General features: G+C 62.1%; 11 protein-coding genes and 2 tRNA genes. 8 read left to right on the top strand and 5 right to left on the bottom strand.

What is annotated here, in order from left to right:
• Positions 1–156 precede the first annotated feature (156 nt).
• The 4 genes from HS101_12545 (at position 157) to HS101_12530 (ending at position 5559) form a co-directional block, all read left to right on the top strand.
• Complete coding sequence (locus tag HS101_12545) at positions 157–2862, top strand: hypothetical protein (GenBank protein MBE7507091.1); 2706 nt, start codon at positions 157–159, stop codon at positions 2860–2862.
• 136 nt (positions 2863–2998) lie between these two features.
• Positions 2999–3787, top strand: coding sequence for a class D beta-lactamase (locus HS101_12540; protein MBE7507090.1), 789 nt, complete (start codon positions 2999–3001; stop codon positions 3785–3787).
• A gap of 338 nt (positions 3788–4125) precedes the next feature.
• Positions 4126–4794 (top strand): hypothetical protein, encoded by a 669-nt coding sequence (locus tag HS101_12535; GenBank protein ID MBE7507089.1) that lies wholly within the window; start codon positions 4126–4128, stop codon positions 4792–4794.
• A gap of 147 nt (positions 4795–4941) precedes the next feature.
• Positions 4942–5559, top strand: a complete 618-nt coding sequence (locus HS101_12530) for a hypothetical protein (protein MBE7507088.1) — start codon at positions 4942–4944, stop codon at positions 5557–5559.
• Positions 5560–6122: 563 nt separating this feature from the next.
• Here the strand turns inward: HS101_12530 and HS101_12525 are convergent.
• Positions 6123–7556, bottom strand: coding sequence for a M20/M25/M40 family metallo-hydrolase (locus HS101_12525; protein ID MBE7507087.1), 1434 nt, complete (start codon positions 7554–7556; stop codon positions 6123–6125).
• A gap of 212 nt (positions 7557–7768) precedes the next feature.
• On the opposite strand from HS101_12525, the gene HS101_12520 reads away from it, so the two are divergent.
• A complete protein-coding gene (locus HS101_12520) occupies positions 7769–9127 on the top strand; it encodes an aminotransferase class V-fold PLP-dependent enzyme (protein ID MBE7507086.1) in 1359 nt (452 codons plus the stop codon).
• Between the two features lie 88 nt (positions 9128–9215).
• On the opposite strand, the gene HS101_12515 is transcribed toward HS101_12520, so the two are convergent.
• Positions 9216–9289: transfer RNA gene (locus HS101_12515), tRNA-Arg, on the bottom strand.
• 237 nt (positions 9290–9526) lie between these two features.
• Here HS101_12515 and rocD point away from each other — a divergent pair.
• Positions 9527–10771, top strand: a complete 1245-nt coding sequence (rocD, locus tag HS101_12510; protein MBE7507085.1) for an ornithine--oxo-acid transaminase — start codon at positions 9527–9529, stop codon at positions 10769–10771.
• Positions 10772–10786: 15 nt separating this feature from the next.
• On the opposite strand, the gene HS101_12505 is transcribed toward rocD, so the two are convergent.
• Positions 10787–12130: a hypothetical protein gene (locus tag HS101_12505; GenBank protein ID MBE7507084.1), complete on the bottom strand. Its 1344-nt coding sequence runs from the start codon at positions 12128–12130 to the stop codon at positions 10787–10789.
• A 165-nt stretch (positions 12131–12295) separates the two neighbouring features.
• Entirely contained in the window at positions 12296–13216 is a 921-nt protein-coding gene (locus HS101_12500; GenBank protein MBE7507083.1) for a 23S rRNA (adenine(2503)-C(2))-methyltransferase RlmN, read from the bottom strand.
• 167 nt (positions 13217–13383) lie between these two features.
• Here HS101_12500 and HS101_12495 point away from each other — a divergent pair.
• Positions 13384–13457 (top strand) — tRNA-Cys (locus tag HS101_12495).
• Between the two features lie 54 nt (positions 13458–13511).
• On the opposite strand, the gene HS101_12490 is transcribed toward HS101_12495, so the two are convergent.
• Entirely contained in the window at positions 13512–18854 is a 5343-nt protein-coding gene (locus tag HS101_12490) for a S8 family serine peptidase (GenBank protein MBE7507082.1), read from the bottom strand.
• A 271-nt stretch (positions 18855–19125) separates the two neighbouring features.
• On the opposite strand from HS101_12490, the gene HS101_12485 reads away from it, so the two are divergent.
• Positions 19126–24009 carry a proprotein convertase P-domain-containing protein gene (locus HS101_12485; GenBank protein MBE7507081.1) on the top strand — a complete coding sequence of 1628 codons (4884 nt, stop codon included), beginning with the start codon at positions 19126–19128 and terminating at the stop codon, positions 24007–24009.
• Positions 24010–24073 lie beyond the last annotated feature (64 nt).

Here is a 24073-nt window from a genome sequence, read left to right as displayed (position 1 = left end):
ACGGTGGTCGGCTCTGCCGTGTTATAGTCCACACCCCCCTATTTTTTTGAGAGAATCTACGGGCACGGCGATCTCCTTAGGCCGCTTCTCGCGTTATCATGAAGGCATGCGAGCCTTGCCATACGGCCCAGCGCCGTCGTTCGGGGAGACCGATTCATGATGTTGTCAGATACCGTGCGTTTCTCTACTTCCGCTTTCGTTTCTTCAGTGATTGGCGTCCTGGCCGCCTGCGGTACGTTGATCGCCGAGGCGCCAATTCATGGACCGTCGGAGGCGACGGTTGGGCGTCCCATCAGGATCGAGTCGATGGCGCCACAGGGAAAATACCTCCGTGCCGCCATCCCGGAATCAGAGTTTCTCCTTCTCAAGCAGGGAGCAAGTCAGCGGAGGCTCATGCTGCCGCTCGCCGACGGTACCAGCCTGCCCCTGTTGATGACCCGCTTCGAGGTGACCACGCCGCGAACGCGCTTCATCTCGATGGGGCCAAACGGCCCAACCGAACTGCAACCGCCCGACATCGTCCTTTATCGTGGACATGTGGAAGGCGCTCCTGGGTCCCACGCGTTCCTTTCCGTGTCGGCGACCGGCCTCACCAACGGATCCGTCCACTTTGAAGGCCGAGATATCTTTCTCTCCAGCCGGGGCGCGGGTAGGACTGCGAACGGACGGAGTTTGTTCACCATCCACGAAGGGCCCGGCGAGTTCGCCCTGCCGGAGTTTCCTGAATTCTGCGGGGTCGGGCCGGCGCCCCATGCGGTCTCCGCTTCTACCGTTACTCCGCGCGGAAGCGTCACGGATGTTCGCGGTCCGCGCATCGCAAACGTCGCCGTCGATGGCGACCAGTTCTACGTGAATCTGTTTGACAACGTGATGGATGCCGAGGCGTACGTTGTCGCCCTGTATGCCGCCGGGAGCGACATTTACGAGCGCGACCTCAATATTCGTTTTAACCTGACGTTTGTTCGACTCTGGCCGGCGGGCGGTGAGCCGTTTTCGGCGACCGACTTGTTCGGGTTTTACGAGTACTGGACCACCAACGAGAATACGGCCGGACTCAACTACGTCCACATGCTTTCCGGTCGACGCGATACGGGCTACGGAGGCGTTGGATACGTCGGCGGAACCTGCGAGGGATTTGCATACGCCATCAGCGCGTTTCTGCTCGGTGGTTTCCCCAGCCCCATCGAGGGTTCGCACCTGGGGAACTGGGACGTCATCGTGACGACCCACGAGATGGGCCACAACAGCGGCACCTATCACACCCACGACGGCTATTCCCCGACGATCGACGATTGCGGCAATGGTGTCCCCTCGCGCGGCACGATCATGAGCTACTGTCACACATTTCCCGGCGGGACGACCAACACGGACGTGCGCTTTCATCGTCGCGTTCAGGACGTGATTGAATCGGAGATGATTGCCGGCGCCTGCTTTTACTACGACTGCAACGGCAACGGCATCAGCGACTTCGATGACATCAGCAATGAGACGAGCCTCGACACCAATTTCAACAATGTCCCAGACGAATGCGAGGACTGTAATTCCAACGGCATGATCGACGAGGACGAAATCTTCGGCGGGGCGCCGGACGTCAATGGGAACTTCATCCTTGATGCCTGCGAACCGGACTGCAACGCCAACGGCCTGCCCGATCCTTATGAATGCGATCTGTTCCCGGCGAATGATGCAGACGGCAACAACGTGCCGGACGACTGCGACCCGGACTGCAACGGCAACGGTATTCTGGACTGGTCGGATGTGAACGGCGGCGGATTCGTCGATGTCGATCGCAATGTGACACCGGACGTCTGCCAGGACTGCAATGCCAATGGCATCTCCGACTGGATCGAACTGGGTCGAGGAAACAACCTGTTTGTCGCAGATCGAGCCGGGTATGTCCGCGAGTATTTCAGCACCAGCGGATATCCAGTCGGTAATTTCGGCGCGGGCGCTGTCCTCGATCCGTACGACTGCGTCTTTGGACCTGATCGACAACTTTATGTGGCCAGCCACGCAAACGATCGCGTTGTCCGGGTGAATGTGGACACCGGCACGACTTCCGACTTTGTCGCCGCAAACAGCGGCGGGCTCGATGGCCCTTCGTCGCTTGTGTTCGGCCCGGATGGAAATCTTTATGTCGCCAGCCGGCTGACGAACTCGGTCATTCGCTATGACGGTTCGACCGGCGCGATCATTGGCACTTTCGTTGCGGCGGGTTCCGGCGGACTTTCGTCGCCGTACGGTTTGACATTCGGCCCCAATGGCAATCTCTATGTGACCAGTGGGAACAACACGGTCATTCAGTACGACGGCGGGACGGGGGCACTGGTCGGCACGTTTGTCAGCGCCGGCAGCGGCGGACTGAACGGACCTCGCGGACTTGTCTTCAAGCCTGATGGCAAGCTGCTGGTTTCCAATTCGAGTGGGAACAACGTGCTCGAATTCGACGGCGGTACCGGCGCTTTTATTCGCGTCTTCACACAGCAGATCTTCCCGATTGGGGCATGGGGAATTCGCGTCGGCCCGGTCGGTACGGTGTTTGTTGTGCGAACGGACCCGGCGAACATTCGCGTCTATGAGTACAACGCGACGAGCGGCGTCTTCATCCGCTCCTATGTCCGCGGCGATGGCCCGCTGCCGACGCCGACGGGCCTGGATTTCCGCCCCGGATATGTGAGTGACTGCAACGCCAATCTTGTTCTCGATCCCTGCGACCCGGAGTGGACAGACATGGCGTTGTTCGTCGCCACGCTGCTTGCCGATCCGCCGGACCCTGGCTTGGCGTGCATGTACGATCGCAATCACGATACGGTGCTGGACGCATTGGACGTGCAGCCGTTTACCGACGACCTTTTGCCCTAGATTTGGCATGACCGGCCTGCGCAGGAATTGCCGCAGCAACCCGGTGAAAAGGTGCGCCTGTTTTTTTGGCGAACCGCCGGCCCGCGCCTGCGTATGATCCCGGTTGCCGCGAATGTCATACAGAAGGGAGTCTGTCATGTTCGTGTCTGTTCTCGTGCCGCTCGTGCTCGCCATCGCCCCGCCTCCACCCGCAAAGGCCGCTGCGGCCCCCATCAATTTCGACGCCCGATTCGGCGCGTTCGACGGCTGCTTTGTCCTCAAGGAGATCGGGCAGGACTTCACGATTCGGTACAAGGCCGATCGCTGCAAAGAGGGGCTGTCGCCCTGCTCGACTTCAAAGATATTCAACTCGCTGGTCGCGCTGGACAGCGGCGTCGCCACGGGACCGGACATGGAGCTCAAGTGGGACGGCAAGCCGCAGAATCGCAAGGAGTGCGAAAAGGACCATACCCTTCGCAGTGCCGTGCGCGTGTCGGTCGTCTGGTATTTCCAGGAGCTTGCCCGGCGAGTCGGGGCCCAGCGGATGCAGGGGTATCTCAACAAACTCGAATACGGCAACAAGGACATGTCGGGAGGGATAGACCAGTTCTGGCTTTGTTCATCGCTGAATATCTCAGCCGAGGAGCAGCTCACGTTCATGCAACGTTTGTACACGAATCGCCTGCCGATCAAGCCCGAAGTCATGGAGCAGGTGCGCGAGATGATCGTCCTGGAGAGCAGCGGAGACTGGGTCTTCAGCGGCAAGACGGGGACCGGTTGTTCATATGAGCGCAACGACCTGGGCTGGTTCGTCGGCCATCTCAAGAGCGGCAAGCGTGAATTTGTCTTCGCGGCCAATGCGAAAGGGCTGGATGCCATGGGGATGAAGACGCGAGAGATTGTGTTCTCGATCCTCAAGGATCTGCGTCTCGTCCGCGACAAATGAGGGCCGCAGGAGCGACCCGGGCCGGTTGACCCAATTTGACCACGATTCTTCCGGGATTCCGCCGATCCAGGAGGGAGGGTGTGCATAGAGTCACACGCCTTCCCCCTCATCGGGCGGGCTCGAATGATAAACCCAGACAAATAGCAAGATGTTTGCCGGGCCGTGACATTCCCTAATACGGGGTGGTGGGTTCGGGCTTCGCCTTGCGGGCTCGGGCGGCCCCATTCTCTTTGGAATTCGGGAGTCGTGTGGGACTTCACGAATTTCACTCGAAAACAATGCGGGAAGTGGAGGAAGAAAAGATGAGCGGGAACACTCAAAAGGCTCGGATTTGCGTCATGGCCATCGGTCTCTTGTCGATTCCCGTCGGGCTGGCGTGGGCCGGCGGCCATACGTGGGACATCAACGAGGTCTTTACCGATTCCACGGGGACGATCCAGTTTGTCGAGATCAGAGAGACCGGCGGCGGGGCTAACGAAACTGCCGTCAATGGTCACAACATCACGAGTACCAACCCGGCCCGAAGCTACCTGATTCCCCCTCCCGGTCGCACGCCGCCGACCAGCTTCAAGACGCTGCTGTTTGCGACGCCGGCGTTTGTGGGGCTGCCCGGCGCGCCGACTCCGGACTACGTTTTCCCGGCTGGAAGCGTTCCGTTTATCAACACCGTCGGCGCCGCCAACACTGTTTCCTATACGCCATTCGACGCATGGACCTATGGCGCGGGACTTCTGCCGACTGACGGCGTTCATTCGCTGACGCGGTCGCTGACGACTCCTTGCAACTCGCCGACCAATTACGCCGGGCAGACAGGCACCATCAACGTCGGCTGTGCTCTGTTGGGCGACTGCGACAACAGCGGCGTCCTCGATGGTGGCGACGTTGCCGCATTTGTCCGCGCACAACTCGGAACGCCTGACGTCGGCGACAAACCGGTCTGCTCCGAGTACTGCCAGGGCTCCCTGGCCGCCAACACGGTTGCCTTCGTGGACGATCTGCTCCACTAGGGGCAGGCCGATCAGAATCGTTCCCGCTCCGCCCGCGCGGGTGAGCATGCCGGGCGGCCTCGCGCCGCGGTCGGGCCCCGGCTTGCCTCCGCGCTCTTCCCCGGGGTATAGCTGACGCTGGACGTTCTCCAGTCGAAGGTTGTCATCATGTCGCGCCGCCTGCTGTCGGCCATTTTGCTGCTACCTCTTATCTGCGCCTGCGATCGGGTGCCCGCCAAGTCATGCGAAAGCTGCGTTCGCGCGCGACTGGAGAACCAGTGGTGCGAGGCGTGCAGGGTCGGGTATGTCGCCAGTGTGGCGATGAAGTCGAAGATTCTCTTCGAATGCATGGACGCCCACGGCCACGAGCTGCAACTCGACGCGATCAAATGCCCCGAGTGCCAGGCTGCCGTGAAGGTCGACGGCTTCTGCGACCATTGCAAGACAGGCTGGATCAACAAGCTCGCCTTCTTCTCGAAGCTCACGTACGTGCTGGGCAAGGGGAAGGTCCACACGACCGAGTCGATTGGGTGTGCCGGTTGCCGCAAGAATGCCGAGCGGTATGGCTGGTGCGACGGCTGCAAGGTCGGCATGATCGGCAATACGGCGGTGGCGGATCAAAAGCTCTTCGGCGAGGGCAGCCAGGCATTCGAGACGATGCTGCTGGCGGTTGAGGCCGCGTCGCGGTGCGAATCGTGTGCTTTGGCGATTGTCACCGACACCCCCTGCCACCTCTGCAAGGTGACATATCGCGGTGGAAAATCGACGCCCGGCGTGCATTATTGAGTTGGTTGCGGAGGGCGGGGCACGCAAAAGGCAAGGTGACAATAGGCGAAAAAGTTTTTGGGGGGCGCTTGTAAGCGCTGTGGCGGGCGCGGGTTGGGGTGGTTCGCGATTTGGGTGGTTTTCCGTGGAAACGTCGAAAAGTCGAAACGTCGAAACGTCGAAATGGTGCGCGGTCGCGGGGTTGCGTGGGGGCATTTGAGAGGATCCAGGAAAATGCAGAGGCGGCGGTACTGATTGCGTCGGCGATGGGTGTTGAATGCAATTGGCATCCGGATTTTCTGGTACCGCTTGCTGACGCGCGCGGCTCGGATCGGGGGGCGCGGGAGTGGGATTGGTGGCGGACATCTCATAGAAGATAGATGCTCCGTGTGCGCGCGGGAGTGGAGGCCGATGGTGGGTTTTGAACCGCCCGGACTGAAGTCCGGGGCTCGTCGAAGTCCGGAGCTCTTCGAATGTCCGGGGCTCTTCGAAGTCCGGGGCTCTTCGGAGGCGGTACGGGAGGATCGCGCGGGCGCCGACGAAGGTCGGCGGCTAAATGGGGCAGGGGCCGAGCGGGGCGGCGTTTAGTTGGCTTCGCGGCCGAGGCGCTGGGGCATGTCGGCGAGGACGTAGGACATGACGGCCATCGCCGCGGTGCACTTGGAGAGCTCCACCGGGTCTACCTTGTCGATGGTGTCGGCGTGGGAGTGGTGATAGTCGAAGTATTTTGAGCCTTCGACCGAGAGGCCCATGAGAACGACGCCGGCGTCTCTCATCGGACTGACGTCGGCGCCGGAATGGCCCTGCGAGATGTCCATCGTACAGGTAGGGCGAAGGAGTTTGACGATCTCGGCCAGTTGGCGGGCGGCGGTTTCCTGTACCTTCTTATCTGAGCATTCAACGTTGAAGGAACGGGGCTCGAAGCCACCGGCGTCGGACTCGATGGCGGCGACGTGATTCGCCAATTCATCGGCATGGAATCGGGCGTATTCCTTGCCGCCGGCGAGGCCGTTTTCTTCGTTGGTCCAGAGGACGACTCGAATGGTCCGGCGCGGGGTCAGGTTCAGCTTCCTGAGGACGTTGATGGCTTCCATCGCCATGACGCAGCCGGTGCCGTCGTCGTGGGCGCCCTGACCGACGTCCCATGCGTCGAGATGGCCGCCGATGACGACCACTTCCTCGGGCTTTTCACGGCCGCGAAGCTCGCCGATGACGTTGGCGGACTTGGCCTGGCCTTCATTGCGGGCCTCCATTTTGAGATTCACGCGAACATCGATGCCCCGCGCAGTGAGGCGGGAGATCAACTCGGCGTCCTCGATTGAGATGGCGGCGGCGGGGACCTTCTTGAATGCGTCACCGTAGCTCATGGCGCCGGTGTGGGAGGTGTGGAGACTTCGGGCGGTGACACTGCGGACGAGGCACGCGACGGCGCCGTGTTCGGCGGCGAGCTGCGCACCCTTGTGGCGAAAGCGGACGGCGGTTCCGTAGCCTGAGCCGGTTTCGGGATCGTAGGTGGGCATGGGATTGTTAAAGAGGATGATTTTTCCCGCGGCCTTTTCGCCGGCGGCTTCCAGCGCGGCTTCGTCGGCGACCACGAGGACGCTCGCGGAGATGCCTTCGGCGGACGTGCCGACGGACATACCGAGGCCGAGCATGGAGAGGAAAGTTTTTCGGGGTGCGATCATCTCGAGCGACTCGCGACCGCGGACCCACTTCGAGACCATGACGGGCTCGGCGCGGACGTTTTCCTGTCCGTCGTCGCGCATTTTTTTCTGGGCCCAGTCAACGGCCTTCTCGAGTTCGGGCGAGCCGCTGAGCCGGTGGCCGATGTCGTCGCAGAGTTCGACCAGTTTGTCGTATGCCCCATGAGTCTGAAGCGCGGCTTCGGTGATCTTGCGGGCGGTATCGCGGTAGCGCGTTTCCAGATCGGCGGACTTCCCGGGGCTCTGAGACATTGCCGGGCTTGGCGCCATCAAGAGGGCCGCCGCGGCGGCGAAAAGGATCAAGTCGTATCGCATGTGTGTCATCACGAAGCCCTCCATATGGGGTGGATTGGCGGCACTCGCCAGCGGCCGGACTCTCTGATATCGTATCTCGATTCAGGTCGTCGGCCAACGGACGCACCGCGACCCGCGCGTCGCGCCGTGATTGGAGCGTCGGACGACAATACTCGCCGGCTTGATCGAGTGTCGTTCTCGAAATGAGATGGGCGCGCTCGGGAGCTAGATGTATGGAAGCGACTCGTCGCTCATTTCTCCGGACCGCAGCGGGCTCCGGATTGGCGGCCTATGTATGTCTGAGTGACTCCTGGCGGAGCCACCTGGCCCGGGCGCAGGAGGCCGCGCCGCCCAGTCAAAAACCGGCGGCGGCCGCCACCAACGAAGGCTCCTGGGCACACATCCAGCAGGCGTTCGATCTGGATCGATCGCTGATCAACCTCAACAACGGCGGCGTATCCCCCTCTCCGCGGCTCGTCCACGAGGCGATGAAGCGGCAGCTCGACTGGGCGAATCACGCGCCGTCCCGGCACCTTTGGCACGATCAGGATCCGCAGCTCGAACTGGTGCGCGTGCGGCTTGCCCGGATATTCGGCTGCGACCCGGAAGAGATGGCCATCACGCGCAACGCCAGTGAGGGCCTGCAGATCGCACTGAACGGCATCAGCCTGAAGCCCGGCGACGAGATACTGACGACGACGCAGGACTATGGGCGCATGCTGAACACGATAGCGCAGCGCGAGAAGCGCGAGGGCATCGTGATGAAGCAGATCAAGCTGCCGGTGCCGATCACGTCCTCCGAGGAGGTGGTCAAGCTCTTCGAGCAGGCAATGACCGACAAGACCCGGGCGATTCTGCTTTGCCATGTGGTCAACATCACGGGCGAGATACTGCCGGTGGCTGAGATCTGCCGGATCGCGAAGGAGCGGGGCATTCGGACGATCGTCGATGGGGCGCACGCCTTTTCGCACCTTGTTTATCAGGTGGGCGATCTGGAGTGCGACATTTACGCGACGAGTCTGCATAAGTGGCTCACGGCGCCGATCGGGACGGGCTTTTTGTATGTTCGGCGGGAACTCATTAAGGATTTGTGGCCGATGCAGGCGGCGCCGCGCGAGAAGGAGAACGACATTCGCAAGTTCGAGGAGATCGGCACGCATTCGACGGCGCCGAGGCTTGCGATTGCCGAGGCGTTGACCTTTTATCAGGGCATCGGAGCCCAGCGGAAGGAAGCGCGGCTGCGGTGGCTGCGCGATTACTGGGCGATTCGGGTGTCGAAGCACGACAGCATCCGGTTTCACACGAACCTCGACCCTTCGCACTCGTGCGGTCTGGCGACGATGGAGATTGCCAACGTCCCGCCGGTCGCCTTGACGGACCATTTGTGGAAGAAGCATCAGATCATCGTGACGCCGATTCTTCACGATGACTTCAAGGGGATTCGCGTCTCGCCGAACGTCTATACGACGACGCAGGAGTTGGACATATTCTGCGATGCGATCGACCGAGTCGTGACGGACGGTTTGCTGGTTGAAAAGCCGGAGCCAGCGACTCAGCCAACGACGTCGGCGACCTCTGCGGCGGATTCGTAACGGTCGGCGGCGCATCGCGCGTATTCGTCGTTATCCGGGGGATGCGGCGGATGGGGGAGATCTTCACTCGACGTGAACAGGGAAAAACCGTCCCCGGCAGGATTCGAACCTGCAACCTTCGGCTTCGGAGGCCGACGCTCTGTCCAGTTGAGCTACGGGGACTTCGCGGGGTCGGTCGCTGCCGAACCGGAGGTTCATTCTAGCTCTTGCGCGGACGGGGGCAAGGGACGCGGCGTATCCGCATATCGCGTGAATTCAACCGAAACGCCGCAGACGATGAACGGCCGGATGGGAATTGTTGCGGGTCGCAGATTGATTGGATAGGATTCCATCCGGGTAGTTCGCGGGGGCCTCGCGAATCGCAACGAGCCAGACAAACTCGAAGGAATAAAATCAGACATGAGCACTACCGCGGCCGCAGAATCGAAGACGCAGAATCATCTCCGGATCGCCGACGCCTACGGCGCGCACAACTATCACCCGCTGCCGGTCATCGTCGAATCCGGCGAGGGCTGCTGGGTCACGGATGTCGATGGGAATCGCTACCTGGACATGCTCTCGGCCTATAGCGCGCTGAACTTCGGCTACACCCACGAGAAACTCATCGCCGCCGCGACGAAGCAGCTTAATAAAGTGACGCTGACGAGCCGGGCCTTTCATAACGATCAGCTCGGCCCGTTCTGCAAGGAATTGTGCGAACTGTCGGGATACGAGACGGTCCTGCCGATGAACAGCGGGGCCGAGGCGTGCGAGACGGCGCTGAAGATGGCGCGCAAGTGGGGCTATAACAAGAAAAAGGTCGCTAAGGACAAGGCGGAGATCATCTGCGCCAAGGGCAACTTCCACGGCCGGACGATCACCATTGTCAGCTTCAGCACCGACGAGCAGTACCGAGACGGATTCGGGCCGTTCACGCCGGGGTTCCCGCTGATTCCATTCGGCGATCCGGCTGCGCTGGAGAAGGCGATCACGCCGAATACGGTCGCGTTCTTTGTCGAGCCGATTCAGGCGGAGAGCGGCATTCTGGTGCCGACGGACGGCTATCTGCGCGAAGTGCGAAAGATCTGCACGAAGAACAACATTCTGATGATTGCCGACGAGATCCAGACGGGGCTTTGCCGCACGGGGTATCGCTTTGCGTGGCAGCATGACGGGCCCGATGCGCGGCCGGATGCGATGTGCCTGGGCAAGGCGCTGGGCGGCGGCATCGTGCCGATTTCCGCGGTGGTGAGTTCGCGAGAGATCATGAGCGTCTTTACACCGGGCGATCATGGTTCGACCTTCGGCGGAAATCCGCTGGCGTGCGCCGTGGCGCGGGCGGCTTTGGAGATTATCCGCGACGAGGGGCTGGAACATCGCTCGAAGGAGCTGGGCGAATACTTCCGCGGCAAGCTGTCGGCGGTGAACGCGCCGGCGGTGAAGGAAGTGCGCGGCCGCGGCCTGCTGATCGGCGTTCAGATCAAGTCGAACTACCCGAAGGCGCGATGGTTCTGCGAGAAGTTCATGGGCGAGGGGATTCTGTGCAAGGACGCGCACGAGGACGTCATTCGATTTGCCCCGCCGCTGATCATCGAGAAGGGCGACATCGACTGGGCCATGGAGCGGATCGGCCCGGCGCTGCTTTCAGCGCAGCCCGTGAAGTAGGCGGGCGAATGGGCGCTAGCGACTGCCGGCGCGTTTTTTCAATTCCTTGATGGCCGCTTCGATGACGGGATCGCTCGTCTTGAAGTCTGCCTTGGCGGGTTTTACGCGGATGTCGGGGTCGATCCCCTTGCCCTCAATGACGGTGCCGTCGGGCTGCATGTCCTTCCACGAGGGCAGGACCAGCGTGACGCCGTTGCCGAGATCGTGCGGCTTGGGGTTGCCGGAACTTCCGTAAGTCGTGTCGCCGATCAGGGGCGCTTTGGCCCCGTGCCGCATCATCAGCACGAACGACTCACAACTGCTCATCACGCCTTTGCCCATCAGGACCACCACCGGGCCTTTGAATGCCGGGCGGGCCTTGTTCGGTTCGACGACTCGCTGCGCGGGTTTGGCGAAGCCGCTCTTCTTTCGCTTGGTGCGAAAGGCGCTTTGCGAATAGGTCGCGGGCTCGCGGACGAAACAGCCGGCGAACTCGAGGGCCAACGGCTCCGCGCCGCCGGAGTTGGGGCGGACGTCCACGATGACGCCTTTGTCGGGCGACGCCGCTGACAGGGCGGAGAATGCGGGCTCCAGGTCGCTCGGATTATTCGAACCCCAGGAATTGATGAGGATGTAGGTAATGCCGTCGTCGAAGCGGCCGGTGGAGACGACGGGGTTGTGGTCGTTCCATTGAGGAACGATCTGGGGGAGCAGCTTGAGGTTGTAGTTCGGCTTGTAGCGGCGCTGGAAGGTCGGGAAGGAGATGCGCTCGACCTGGAGCCACATGTGGAGGTCCTTGGCGGGGGCGAGGAGCTTCGCCGCCGTGCGTGCAAACTCGGCAGGGGTCTTGGCTTTTTTGAGCTTTGTGGTGTATCGCCGGAACTGCTTGTTCCAATTCACCGTGCGTAGATTGCGGTAGGAATAGGCCTCGTCGATCAGGCGGCGACATTCTTCGATCGCGGCCACGTTGTCTTTCGACGTAAGACGCTTTGTCTCCCTGACGGTTGCGGCGCGCGTGTGAAAGGAGATGGGGTAGATCGCGGCGGATTCTCCGGCTGCGTTGCGGAAGTTGACGGCCCCCGAGCAGTTGATGCTCAGGTCGTAGCCGTGGTCGGGCTGGAGCCGGACGTTGATTACGAAGGTGCGCGGCCATTTCCAGACGGGCTTATCGACCACCTCGGGAAACGTGGGCCCTCCACCGCAGACGGAAAAGCTGTCGGGGGTCATGTCCTGATCGAACTCGATGGTGATCTGCGTGAGGGCCGGATCGACGTCGGTATCGCCGTGATCGGGAACGGCCTTGACGACCTTGGGTGGAGCGGCGTTCGCCGTAGCGGCGAACGGGAGGATCAGAAACGCCGCTACGACGCCGTAGAGCAACCGTGGGCCGGCGGTCCATCGCCCACAGACTGGCGAAACGGAGTTGTGGGGTGTTTTAATGATTCGCCTCCCAGGAAAAGCGCGCCGTTGATGGGTTTTAGCCGCCGATTTCGAACTATTCTTGCGAGGTTGCCATGGCGGATCAACACCGTGTGCGGCGGCTTGTCAGATTGATTGCGGAGCCAGGCCACGGCGACGTAATTCGAGATTGCCAAGCTGCCCGCACGCGGCCATGGCGGCCTGGCCTTTTGTGTTGCGGCGGAAGCAGAGTTGTCCGGCGTTCATGAGCGCAAGCTGGAAAGCGGAGACGGTTTCGTCGTCGGACGGCTCGTAGGGGGAATCATCACGGGGATTGTAGGGAATCAGATTGACGCAGGTGTGCAGGCCGCGGAGATACTCGGCGAGCTGGCGGGCGTGATCGAGCTCGTCGTTGACGCCGCGAATGAGCACGTATTCGATGAGAACGTGGCCGCCGGCGCGGACGGGGTAGGCGGCAATCGCCTCGCGGAGCTGGGCCATCGGCTCGACGCGATTGATGGGCATGATCTGCGAGCGGATGTCGTCGTTGGGGGCGTTGAGCGAAACGGCGAGATTGAGCCTGCGCCAGCGAAGGGCCGCGAGCCGGCGGATTCCCTCGCATTTGCCGACCGTCGAGACGGTGATGCGGCGGCGGGGAATTTGGTTGGCGTGATCGCCGTGCAGGATTTTGATGACCTCTATCACGTTGTTGAGGTTGTCCATCGGCTCGCCCATGCCCATGAAGACGAGGTTGCGGACGTTTGCGCCGAAGGCGCTGCGAGCGGCGCGGACCTGGCCGAGGATCTCATCGACGGTCAGATTTCGCAGGAGGCCCATTTGCGCGGTTTGGCAAAAGGTGCATCCCCGCTTGCACCCGATCTGCGATGAGACGCAGAGGGTTCGCCAGGTCTTTTCTCGAGCGCCCATGGGAATGATGACGGATTCGATCTCGTAGCCGTCGGGGGTGCGCTGGCAGAACTTGACCAGGCCGCCGTCGGCCTGCGTGCGCGAGACGGGCAGGAATTCGCCGGGTAGTGGCGGGCTGATGCTGTTGGTGAGAGAGACCATGATTCGTCTCTTTAGAATAGCCGCTTGGGGGATAAACCGCGACGAATGAGCCCTTGACCGCACGATCGTACGGCACATTCGGACCTTGGCTGAGGCTCGTCTTGACGACTATCCTTCATGCAGACGATAATTGCCTGTCTTGCCGGAATCCTCCGGCGAGCTCAATCGGCCGCGTGCCCGAGTGGACCAAGGGAGCGGATTGCAAATCCGTGATTCGTCGGTTCGAATCCGACCGCGGCCTTTACCCCCTTTTTCGTTGTGCGAATATATCTCCGGCTGCGGTCGAATTTTCCCGCTACTGGCTCAGGAGCGCATCGATCAGCCCCTGAATATCACTTCCGTCGTTGATGTCGTCGTCGTTGGTGTCGGCGAGGCACCGATCGAGGTCGGTCACGTCCATGTCATCGGTCAACACAGCGACGAAATCGTCTATCTCCATGGCCGGTGTGTAGCCGCTGCTGTTCTGGAAGGCTGCGCGGAAGGCACGCCAATCGAGACAGTCGATGTCGCCATCGCCTAATTCATCACCCGCTTCGCAGCCCGGCGCGACGGGGCCATTGTCCGATCCGGTGTAACAGAGCTTGAACTGCTCGAAGTCGTCGGCGTCCACGTCCTGATCGTTATCAAAGTCTCCGAATATCAGGTCGGGCACCAGCAATTGAAGCTTGCGCGTGTCGGTTCGGGCGGACTGGTCCTGAACGCGGAAGATCGGCTTGAAGAGGCCGGTCTCGGTCGGGGTGCCGGAGATCATTCCGCCGGCCGACAGCATCATTCCCATCGGAAGCCGAGAGAGCAGCAGCTCGATGGAATCGACATTGGTCAGGGCGGCCTGCGCGTTATAGGAGGCGAGGAAGGACCGGCTGACACCGTCGGAGACGCCGATGGTGCAGGTCAGGCCTGTGTTCTGGCTGCCGTAGTTCATCTCGATTCGGCCGTCGTCGATCAAGGTGCAACTGAAATTGGCGGGAATCGAGCCTGCGCGGACGACGCCCTGCCAGCGGATGGTCACCTGACCGGCGACGGTTTCGTCGATGAAGATGTCACCGCCCGGCACGTTGGTCTTGAGGTCGTCCCACATGACGGCGATGCGCTTGTTGGCCTGGAGGAGCGTGGTGCTGTTGTTCCAGGTGCTGCCGACGTATGCGCCGAAGTTGATCCAGCCGTCAGTGGCGATTTTCACCTGCGTGTAGTTCTGCCCGTAGAACGGGAAGGAGAACGGCAGGGTGTAGTCGAATGCGGCGTCGTCGGCCTGCCAGCCTCGCGGCGTGCCGACCGTTGCGAACTGGTTGGCGCCGAGGGAGTCCTCGCCGAAGTTGTCGATCATCGACCAGGCCAGCGGCAGATCACCGCCGACGGCGGCAAGCTGCAAGGGTGCATAGGGCTGATTGAGCGGGGCAATCGGCAGTGAGGACGTGGCGATGAGCGGATCGCTGGTGCCCTGGATGAGCATGATGTTGTCGAGGGCGATGCCGTCGGTCGGAATCGGATTGTCGTCGTACTGCTGGAAGCGAATGCGGAAGGTCTGGTTGTAGGTGAGTCCCGCGCTGGCGACGGCGGCGTCCAGATCGATCAGGACGGTCTGGTAGGTCGACGTGCCTTCGGTCAGGTTGGCAATCCGGTGCCAGGTGACGCCGTCTTCGCTGACGGCCACGCCATCGCCTACGGCAGAGCCGGTCCACGAGAGCGGCAGCAGATTCGACTCGTCGCCGAATTCCTTCCAGTCGTACTGGAGGAGGACGTTTGACGCGCCGGCGAGATCGGCGACCAGGGTCAGTTCATTCGACGAATAGCCGGACGACGAATCCATGGTGACGTGATAGGCGCCGATCGGACCGTTGGCGCCGGTCACCAGGATGCGGCCGGTGCTCGACTGGCTTGCGATCCAGTGGGTGCTGAAGGGCGAACCGGCCTCAAAGGTATCGGTGAACGGGAATCCGGCGGGATTGAGGATCGTGATGGCGGCGGTGGCGGCATTTGAGGGGATGTCGCCGTCGGTCGCGCGGTACATGAACGAGTCGCCGGCGTCGAAGCCCATGTTCGGCAAATAATTCACGACGTTTCCACCGCCGAGCAACACGTAAGGAACCGATAGGATCGCGCCGCCGTTCGGGTCGGACAGCGTGCCGCCAACGGGCAGAGAGACGATTGAGTAGGTGAGCAAATCCATATCCGCATCGGTGGCGTTCAGGGTGACGCTCACGGGGTTGTTGACGGCGGTGGTCGCAAAGACGTTGTTGGCGAAGGGCGGCATGTTGCCGGAGGGCGTACCGATCGCCCAGATGGAGACGTCGTCGATGTTCCATCCGGCGCCGGTGGTGTTGGTGTCGGTCGGGCCCATGCCCCAGCGAATCAGGACGAAGGGCTGGTTGTCGGCGATTTCGCCGATGTTGTAGGACTGCTGGCTCCAACTGGTCTCGAACAAGTCGCTGGTCGGGTTGGTGAAGATCGTCGTCCAGTTGACGGCGTCGGTGGAGACCTGAATCGTGGCCTTGTCGAAGGCGGCATTTTCCACGCCGAGCCAACGCGCGAACTTAAGCGTCACGCCATACAGGCCGGTGCAGTTCAGCGGCGACATGGTCAGGTAATTCGCCGCGAGATTATCCGGGTATGCGCCGGCGAGGTTGTAGCCGAAGACGGTGAGGCCGGTGAAGCCGATGGTGGGGTCGCCCCCCTGCCCGCCGGGTTGGCCGAACTGCCAGCCGCCTTCCCGCGCCCAACCGGGATCGGTATCGAGCGGATGATTCTGAATCATCACCGGGGTGCCGATGGTGAGCTTCACGTTGGCGGTGTTCGAGGCGAGCGAGCCGTCGTTAGCCTCCCAGGTGAACGAATCCGGCCCCTGGTAGTCCATCGCCGGGGTGTAATGCACGAAGTTCTGATTGCTCGCCAGGGTGTAGGGGACGGAGTTGATCGCCGCGGCGAACGGATCGACGAGCTGGCCGTGCGCCGGCAACGAGGTGATGACAAAGCTCATCGTGTTTCCGGGATTCGGATCGAGGGCGACGAGCCCGATCGCGGTGGTCATGTTCGCTGGCGATGAGGCCGACTTATTCTTGGCGACCGGCGGCAGGTTGACCTGCTCGGCGACTGTGATCTTCACCTCGTCGATAAACCAGCCGTCGCGCTGATAGATGCCGTCGCTGACGATATGCCAGCGGACCTTGATAACCTGGCCGGCAAAGGGGGACAGGTCGTAGGAGCGCTGGGTCCAGTCGTAGTCACCGCCGGTGTCGGGGTCGAGGTAGCCGATGATGTTGTCGTTGAAGTCGACGATTTCCAGGGTGCAGGTGTCGTAGAAGGTCTCGAGCAGGCACCAGTCGTAGTATTCGAGGATGACCGGTGAGGTGACGCCGGTCAGATTGATCGGCGGCGTCTGGAGCCAGGCATCGGTTCCGGGATCGTAAGTGTAGGTCAGATCGGTGCCCCAGCACTTGTTTCCGCCGATGGCGCGAACGCCTCGGGTGCCGGCCATGGGGCCGCTGCCGCCGACGGCCTGACTGAAAGAGACGTTGACCGCGGTCGGGGTGCCGCGCTGCCATTCGTCGTTGATGCCGCCGTGGGTCCAGCCGGGGTCGGCGCCTTCGCTGTTGTCGTTCAGCAGGATCACGCCGTTTCGGATGATGTGGGCTCGTGCCCCGAAGCCGTATCTATTCAGGCTGCTGACGGGGTAGGCGCCGTAAAAAAAGGCGCCGTTGGTGGCGCCGACGTCGGTATATACGCCGGGGGCGCCAATGTATTTGACCGTGACGCCGGGTGTGACTTCCTGGCCGAGGGAGTATGTGACGCCATCGGTGGGCATCCACTTGAACGGCTTGGCGGAGCGCACGACCAGGGCCGCGGCGTAATCGTTGGGGGGCGGATTCCAGGTCACGAGGACGTCGTTGCCGCTGCCGGAGGCCGACAGGGTCTTGATGCGGTCGGGCCAGCGGATACCGGCGTGGGCGGCGGTGACGGCGAGACCCGCGTCGGATCGGCCGAAGCCGAGGCGGTGACTATGCCCTGTCACCGGATCGAATCGACCGTAGGGCTCGTCGATGCGTACGGCGTTGTGCTGAAGAATCGCCCGGGCCTGTGCGGCGGTCATCGTCGGGTCCTGGGAGATGATGAGGCCGAGGATGCCGGCGGCGAGGGGCGTGGCGGAACTGGTTCCGCCGAAGGCGTTGGTGTAATCGGGCTCGGAGGGGATGCCGTTGTAGCCGCTGCTGCCGGTGTTATCGACGGTGGTGATATCGATCCAGCCGAAGCGAACGCCGTCATCTCCGCGATCGTTGGTGGGCGTGGTGATGCCGACTTCGGGGCCGATGTCGCTGAACTCGGTGTGGGTGGCGTTGCTGTTGGTGCCGCCGACGGCCATGGTCGTGGAAAGCTGGGCCAGCGCGGAAACGCCGTTGACGGTGTGGTCGCTGTTTGCAGAGGCGAAGAGGACGATGCAGCCGAGGCCGTTGCGGCCGCTGTTGGCGGCAAAGCCGATCGCCGCGACGGTATCGGCGGGGGCAAAGACGCCGTCGCCGAACCCCCAACTGTTGCTCAGGATGGCCGCGCCGTCGCTGTGGTCTCCGTTGTCGTCCGGGTCCACGGAGAAATAAAACCCCTCGGCGATTTCGGCGACGGTCGCGCCGAAGAACTTGACGCCGATGAGCCCGCAATTCGGGCATGCGCCGCGTACGCCGATGTTGTTGCCCTTTGCGACTGCGACGCCGGCGCACGAGGTGCCGTGGCGCTGACCGCCGTCGGGACTGGGATCGTCATCGGGCGGAATGTTGTCAAGGTCGATGCCGGCGGCCCAATTGGGGAACAGGTCGGGGTGCAGCTTTTCGACGCACTCATCAAGAATGGAGACGCGGACGATTGACTGTCCCTGGGCGTTGGGCCCGTTGGAATCATCCCATGCGGCTTCGACGTTGATATCGGAGTTGGGCTGCGCGCCTTTGCTGGTGTCGCCGTCGAGGTGCCACTGCATCGAGTGATAGAGCGGGTCGTTGATGACCGGGGGCGCGTAGGCAACCATGGGCAGGAAGAAATCCGGGTGGGCGTACTGGGCGAGGTCCTTTCGCTCATGGAGCGAATTGGCGACTCGGAAGAGCGTCTCCACGTTCGGGACATTGATGCGAAGATAAAACCTGTTCTCTCCGCGCGGGGCTTTGGCCACGGTGCAACCGGCGGCGTCGGCGAAATCGCTCAGGGCCTTCTCGGCATCGGCGGAGACGATCGTCGTGACGATTCGAAGTGTGGGGTAAATCGGAACGTCGCTGCCGACGCGATACAGCACGGGCAGGGCGTACTCGGTGTCGGGCAATTGCTCCACTGCCGCGCGTGTGACACCGCGGACCAGATGCAGATCGCGCTGCAGCAGGCGGTCCTCCAGGCGCGAAACGGATTCCGGCAGGTCGGCGGGCCGGGCCAGGGCCGGAAAGGCGGCGGGCCGATCGCCTGAGGCTCGCCTCGTTGAAGGCTTCGGCTTGACGACGAAGGTGTCCAGCGACTCGACGAGGGAGAGTTTCTCGTCTCCCTGATACATGAACAGGGCCGGAGCGGCGGCGGTGGGCGTCGCGGCTGGCTGATCGACAGCCCATACCAGGGACCCCGCCGAGAACGTGGCCAGAACGAGCGCCGAGACAATCTTGAAATGGTGCTTCACGAGACGACCTCCGCTTGCCGCGCAGTCAGTTAGTTTTTGAGAGTGCACATGAACGAAGACGGACCGCTCAAAGAGGTCCGTCCGGTAGCCCCCGGGACGGAGAACCATCCGACCTTTTATTGCCTATCACTTTCGGCTTGAGTCTTTAAGCCGAAACGAGTATCTTTACTATAACGTTAACAATGGCGGGGGGAAGAAGAATTCCATCCCGCAGCCAAAATTTCATTCAGGGGGAGAAGTCGACTCTGTGGAGTCGCCAAGGAGCATTTCCATGTCGAAGTCTGACCGAACCCCGGCGCACCGTCTGCTTCGGATTGGCGTCGCAAAGATCCTTTGCCTCTTGGTGGTGGTATCCGGAGCCGACGCCGCTTATCCGCCGCCGGCCAACGACACGTCGGCCACGGCGGAAGTCCTGGGGGCGGCGCCGGTCATTGCGTTCGGCTCCAACGTCCTTGGGACCAACGACATCAACGCCACGACCATCGGCGGGCTCGCCTCGGTACCGGGGCCGGATGTCTTCTACAGCTTCACGCCCAGCGTGACGGGCTCTTACTGGGTGATGATGGTTCCGTGGGACCAGGTGCCTGTGTATGGAAGCACGGGCGGCACCGTACCGGTCCCGGACCTCTGTGTTTACATCCGTGAGAAGCTGAGCGGCACGTTCATCGGCGGGGCCGACGCGAATCCGCGCTATCAACCTGAAACCGTGATCGCCACGCTGACGAGCGGCACGGAATACGAGATCATCGTCGACAGCGTTTTTGCTGACGCGCGGCTCAATCAATACGAGTTCATGCTGATGGTGGCGGCGGCGCCGAGCGGTTCAAGGGAGAACTGCGTGAGCACGGGCATCATCGCCGGGGTGACATTTCCTCATGTGCAGGTCGGGACGCTGACCGGCGCCACTGATGACGTTTCGTTCGTTGAAGGGACCGGCCGCTGCGACGTGGGCAGTTCCATCGGCCTCGCGACGGCCGGTGTCGATCACGTTTACGCCTTTACCACCGGGCCGAATCCGTCGGACGCGGGTGAGTACATGGTGAATCTGATTCCGGCGGGCACCGCCTGGAATGGATATGCCTACATTGTCGACTCATGTCCGCCGTTTTACCCGCTGGGCTGCTTCGGGGCCGCGAGTCACGGCTCGGCGACCTCCAACCAGGCCGAGGCGATCGTCGTTTCGCTGGACTTCGACAAGACCTATTACATCGTGGTGGACGCTGCGACGGCGTCGACGCCGAATGCCCGGTATGCCCTGATCATTGATCGTGCAACCGGTTACGGCGTGAGCGAGATTGAGCCGAATGACACCGCCGGACTTGCGACACCGTTAACGGTCGGCGCACAAGACGGCGGGCAGATCGCCGGCGCGGCCGACATCGACTATTACTCGCTCACGGCGACGGGCGGCAGCAAGCTGTATGCATTCTGCGACAACGGCAACGTGCTTCTGTCCGGCATCGACACAGAGCTGCGCGTCTTTGCGCCAAACGGCGCCACGATGATTGAGCTGGACGACGACGACGGTGAAGGCGCGGTCTCGCCGATTCCGACGCTCTTCCAGCGAAGTTCGGCTTTTTCCGCGGCGGTGGCGGGCGTCCCGCTGACGACGACGGGAACCTATTTCATCCAGACGAGTAACGATGGATCGACGAACACCATCGCAAGGTATGCGCTGCACTTCGGCATCGAGCCCGCCGGGAGGCTGCCTTCGCCGGAGTGCGAGCCGAATGATACGCCGCCGGCGGCGGACGGGAGCGCCAAGGAGTATTACTCGGGCGCGATCAGCGCATCGGGCGACGTGGATCACTTCACCTTTTCGGCCGTCCAAGGGCAGCGTGTGTTCATCGCACTGGACGGCGATCCTGAGCGCGACAGCGCCGGCGACGAAAACGACGACGCGCAGGCGCTCGACGGCGCACTGGCGGTCCGCGATCCAGACGGCGACGTGCTCATCAGCGACGTGGACGACCCGAACACGGTCGGCGCGGGTCAGCTTCCCGACTATCCCGCCGAAGTCTGCGCCTTCGAAGCGCCCAAGACCGGCACCTACACTATCGCCGTTTCGGGCGGCGGGGCGAACGACTTCGGACCGGGCAAGACCTATGAACTGGCGATCTTCAGGGACGACGCCCCACCGAGCCTGTCGGAGGGCACCGATCCGGTCATCGACAGCATCACGCCGGATTTTGGCAATGACACACTCGCGGTCGTCGCGTCCGACGATGCCCCGGGCGACAGCGGAATCTGTAACCTGAGCCTGTCGGCTGATTCGACGAACCTGTCGATTGACGCGAGCTTCTCCAACGGCGATCCGACCGTGTCATTTACCATCGAGCTGGTGAATCCGTCGCTCAGCGGATTGGGTAAGATCATCGTCACCGATTGCGCCGGGAACACGACGTGCCAGTTCGTGCAGATTGACGCTTCCTCCCCGATCTGTTCGGGCCTGGCCTCGCCTGACCCGCGACGCACGTATCGCAGCACGCACGGCCCGAAGCACATCCCCGATAACCAGCCGACCGGCCCGGGGATCGACGGGATCATCAATATCCCGGATTCGATCACCATCGACGATCTGAACGTGACGGTGACGATCGAGACGATTTACCCGCTGGACATCGACATCTTTCTACGCAGCCCCGAGGGCACGGTCCTTGAAGTCGTGACGGATCGCGGCGGTACGAGTTCCGGCTTCGACATCACCAACGCCACTTTTGATGACAACGCCACATCGCTCATGTCGCTGTTGAGCAGCGACGCACCTTATACCGGCACATGGTTGCCGGAGGGCGCCGGCGGCATGGCGGTGTTCAACGGGCAAAACGCCATGGGCAATTGGACGCTGAACGTTCGCGACGACTCCGGAAGCAGCAGCACGGCGAGCGGCGGGGCCCGGCTCGTGAGGTGGTCGCTGGATGTGAAGGGTGATATCCCCTCGCCGGAGTATTTCGAGGGCAGCGCCTCCGACACCATGGGCGTCGACGGCGGCATCACTTCGATTGTTCTGACCGGCGCTACCAACGTGGTACTGGAGGTCGATCCGACGTTTGTACCGGGGGACCTGACCATCGAGTACGCCGTTCGACTGGTGAATCCGGCAATGAATGGATCGGGCACGGTCATCATCACGGATACGTCTGACAATACCTGCGAGCAACCCATTTCGCTGAGCGGGCTTTCGGACGAGACCGGGCCGTCCAATACGGGCAATGTGAGTCGCAATATCGAACTGGCCCGCGAGGTGCAGCAAAACGTGCCGTCCGCCGTCCCGGCGGGTGTCGTCTCGTCCGTTACGCTGCCGGACTCCGTGAAAGTCGGCGAGGTGGAGGTTGACCTCACCGTCGATTCGCTGGAGATCGGGCAGATTGCCTCGACTCTCACCCACGGCGGTCAATTCGCCTCCCTGCTCAATCGCGTCAGCATGGACGAGCGCGGCGGCATCGGACTGGTGAAGGACAATATCGAGATCACGCTCGATGACGACGCGCCGGCCGCCGACGATGCTCATGAGGAGCCGGCGCTCGGAACGATCGAGTTCCTGGGCCTGCATCAGCCCGACGGACGCGGGGAGTTTGTCGGCGAAGGCATCACCAGCGATTACCGGGACAACATGATGTTCGCCCTGGAAGGACTGGACTCCGCCGGACAGTGGGACATGTACGTCTCGGACTGGCGACTTCAGGGGGCCGGCAGTCGCAAGTCGGTCTTCCGGCGATGGAAGGCAACTATCAAGTCGCCAGGCGCTGCGGAGCGCTACGTGGGCAAGGCGAAGGATGAATACCCGCAGTCGGGGATTTGCTCGGTGACGCTGGGCATCGGCTCAACCAACCTGAACCTGGCCGCGACTTTCACGCCGGGTGACAGCGAAGTTGACTACGCCGTTTCACTGGTCAATCAGACCCAGCCCGGCAATGGAACGGTGGTGATCACCGACTGCGTCGGAAATATGACGGTCGTCCCGATTACCCTGTCCGCCGCGTTGTCGGATCAGACCCTTCCGATTGTTACGGGGGCGGTCAATCCCATGACGCAGCAGTTTGAAGGCTCGGCCACCGACAGCCAGCCGGGCGATTCGGGCATTGTCTCGGTCGAATTGCTCCCCTACTCCACGAACCTGACTCTGGTGAGCGTCAATCCCAATCCGCCGGGAGGAGCGGGCTCGGTGGACTTCGCCGTTGATCTTGTCAACCCCGCCCAGAACGGCCGGGGATATGTTCGCGTGACGGATGCCGTGGGCTATCGGCGACACATTCTGGTCCATCTCGACCAGGTGGAACCGGCCTGCACGGGATTCGTGAGCAAGACGAAGCGCTATCGCAGCACCGACCTGCCGCAGGGGATTCCGGACAACAACCCCGGCGGCGTGGTTTCGACGATTATCGTGCCTGACCTGGCGGTGATCAGCGACGTCGACGTGACCATCAATATCACCCATCCGTTCGACGATGACATCGAACTGGCACTGACGTCACCGGCGTTTCTGCCGCTGTTCGGCGACATCGGCTCGACCGGCAACGATTTCATCAACACGACCCTGGACGACGAAGCGGCGATGGTGATCCCGGACAGCTCGGGCGCGGCGCCATTCACGGGGCGGTTCCAGCCGCAGGGCGGACCGATCCTCTTTAATCTGGACGGCGGGCCGGCCGCGGGATCCTATTCGCTGCAGGCTGCTGACGATGCCAATTTCAACATCGGTTCATTCGACAGTTGGTCGCTGACGATTGAGTCGCTTTCGTTTGCCGAGCGATTCCAGGGCGAGGCGACGGACAACGAGGCGCTCGGCTTCGGCATCGCCTCCATCGAGCTGCTGGACGACGCCTGCAACGTTGCCCTGAATGTCGATCCGTTTACGCCCGGGGCCAGGCTCGTCATCTATGAAGTGAGCCTCGTCAATCCGCAGGGGTGCGGAAGGGCCACGGTGCGCGTCACCGACCTGGGGGGCAATACCTGCGATCAGGTGGTGACGCTCAATGGCGTCCATTGCGGGCCCGGTGACGTGAATCACGATGGGGCCGTGGACTTCGCGGATGTCGGCCCGTTCGTGGCGGAAATACTGGCCGGGACAGGCAGTTGTGAGACGGATATGAACCTCGACGGCAAACTCGACGGGCTGGATGTCCAGCCGTTTACCGATGCGGTCGTGCCATAAGCCCTTATGTGGCAGAGGTTACAGGAAGTCAGCGACTACCTCGTGCAATAGCAAAATAGTTGGA

The sequence above is a fragment of the Planctomycetia bacterium genome (assembly GCA_015075745.1).
Lineage (GTDB): Bacteria > Planctomycetota > Phycisphaerae > UBA1845 > UTPLA1 > UTPLA1.
The sequence above is the reverse complement of the archived record's forward strand: the minus strand, read 5'-3'. Positions and strand labels throughout refer to the sequence as shown.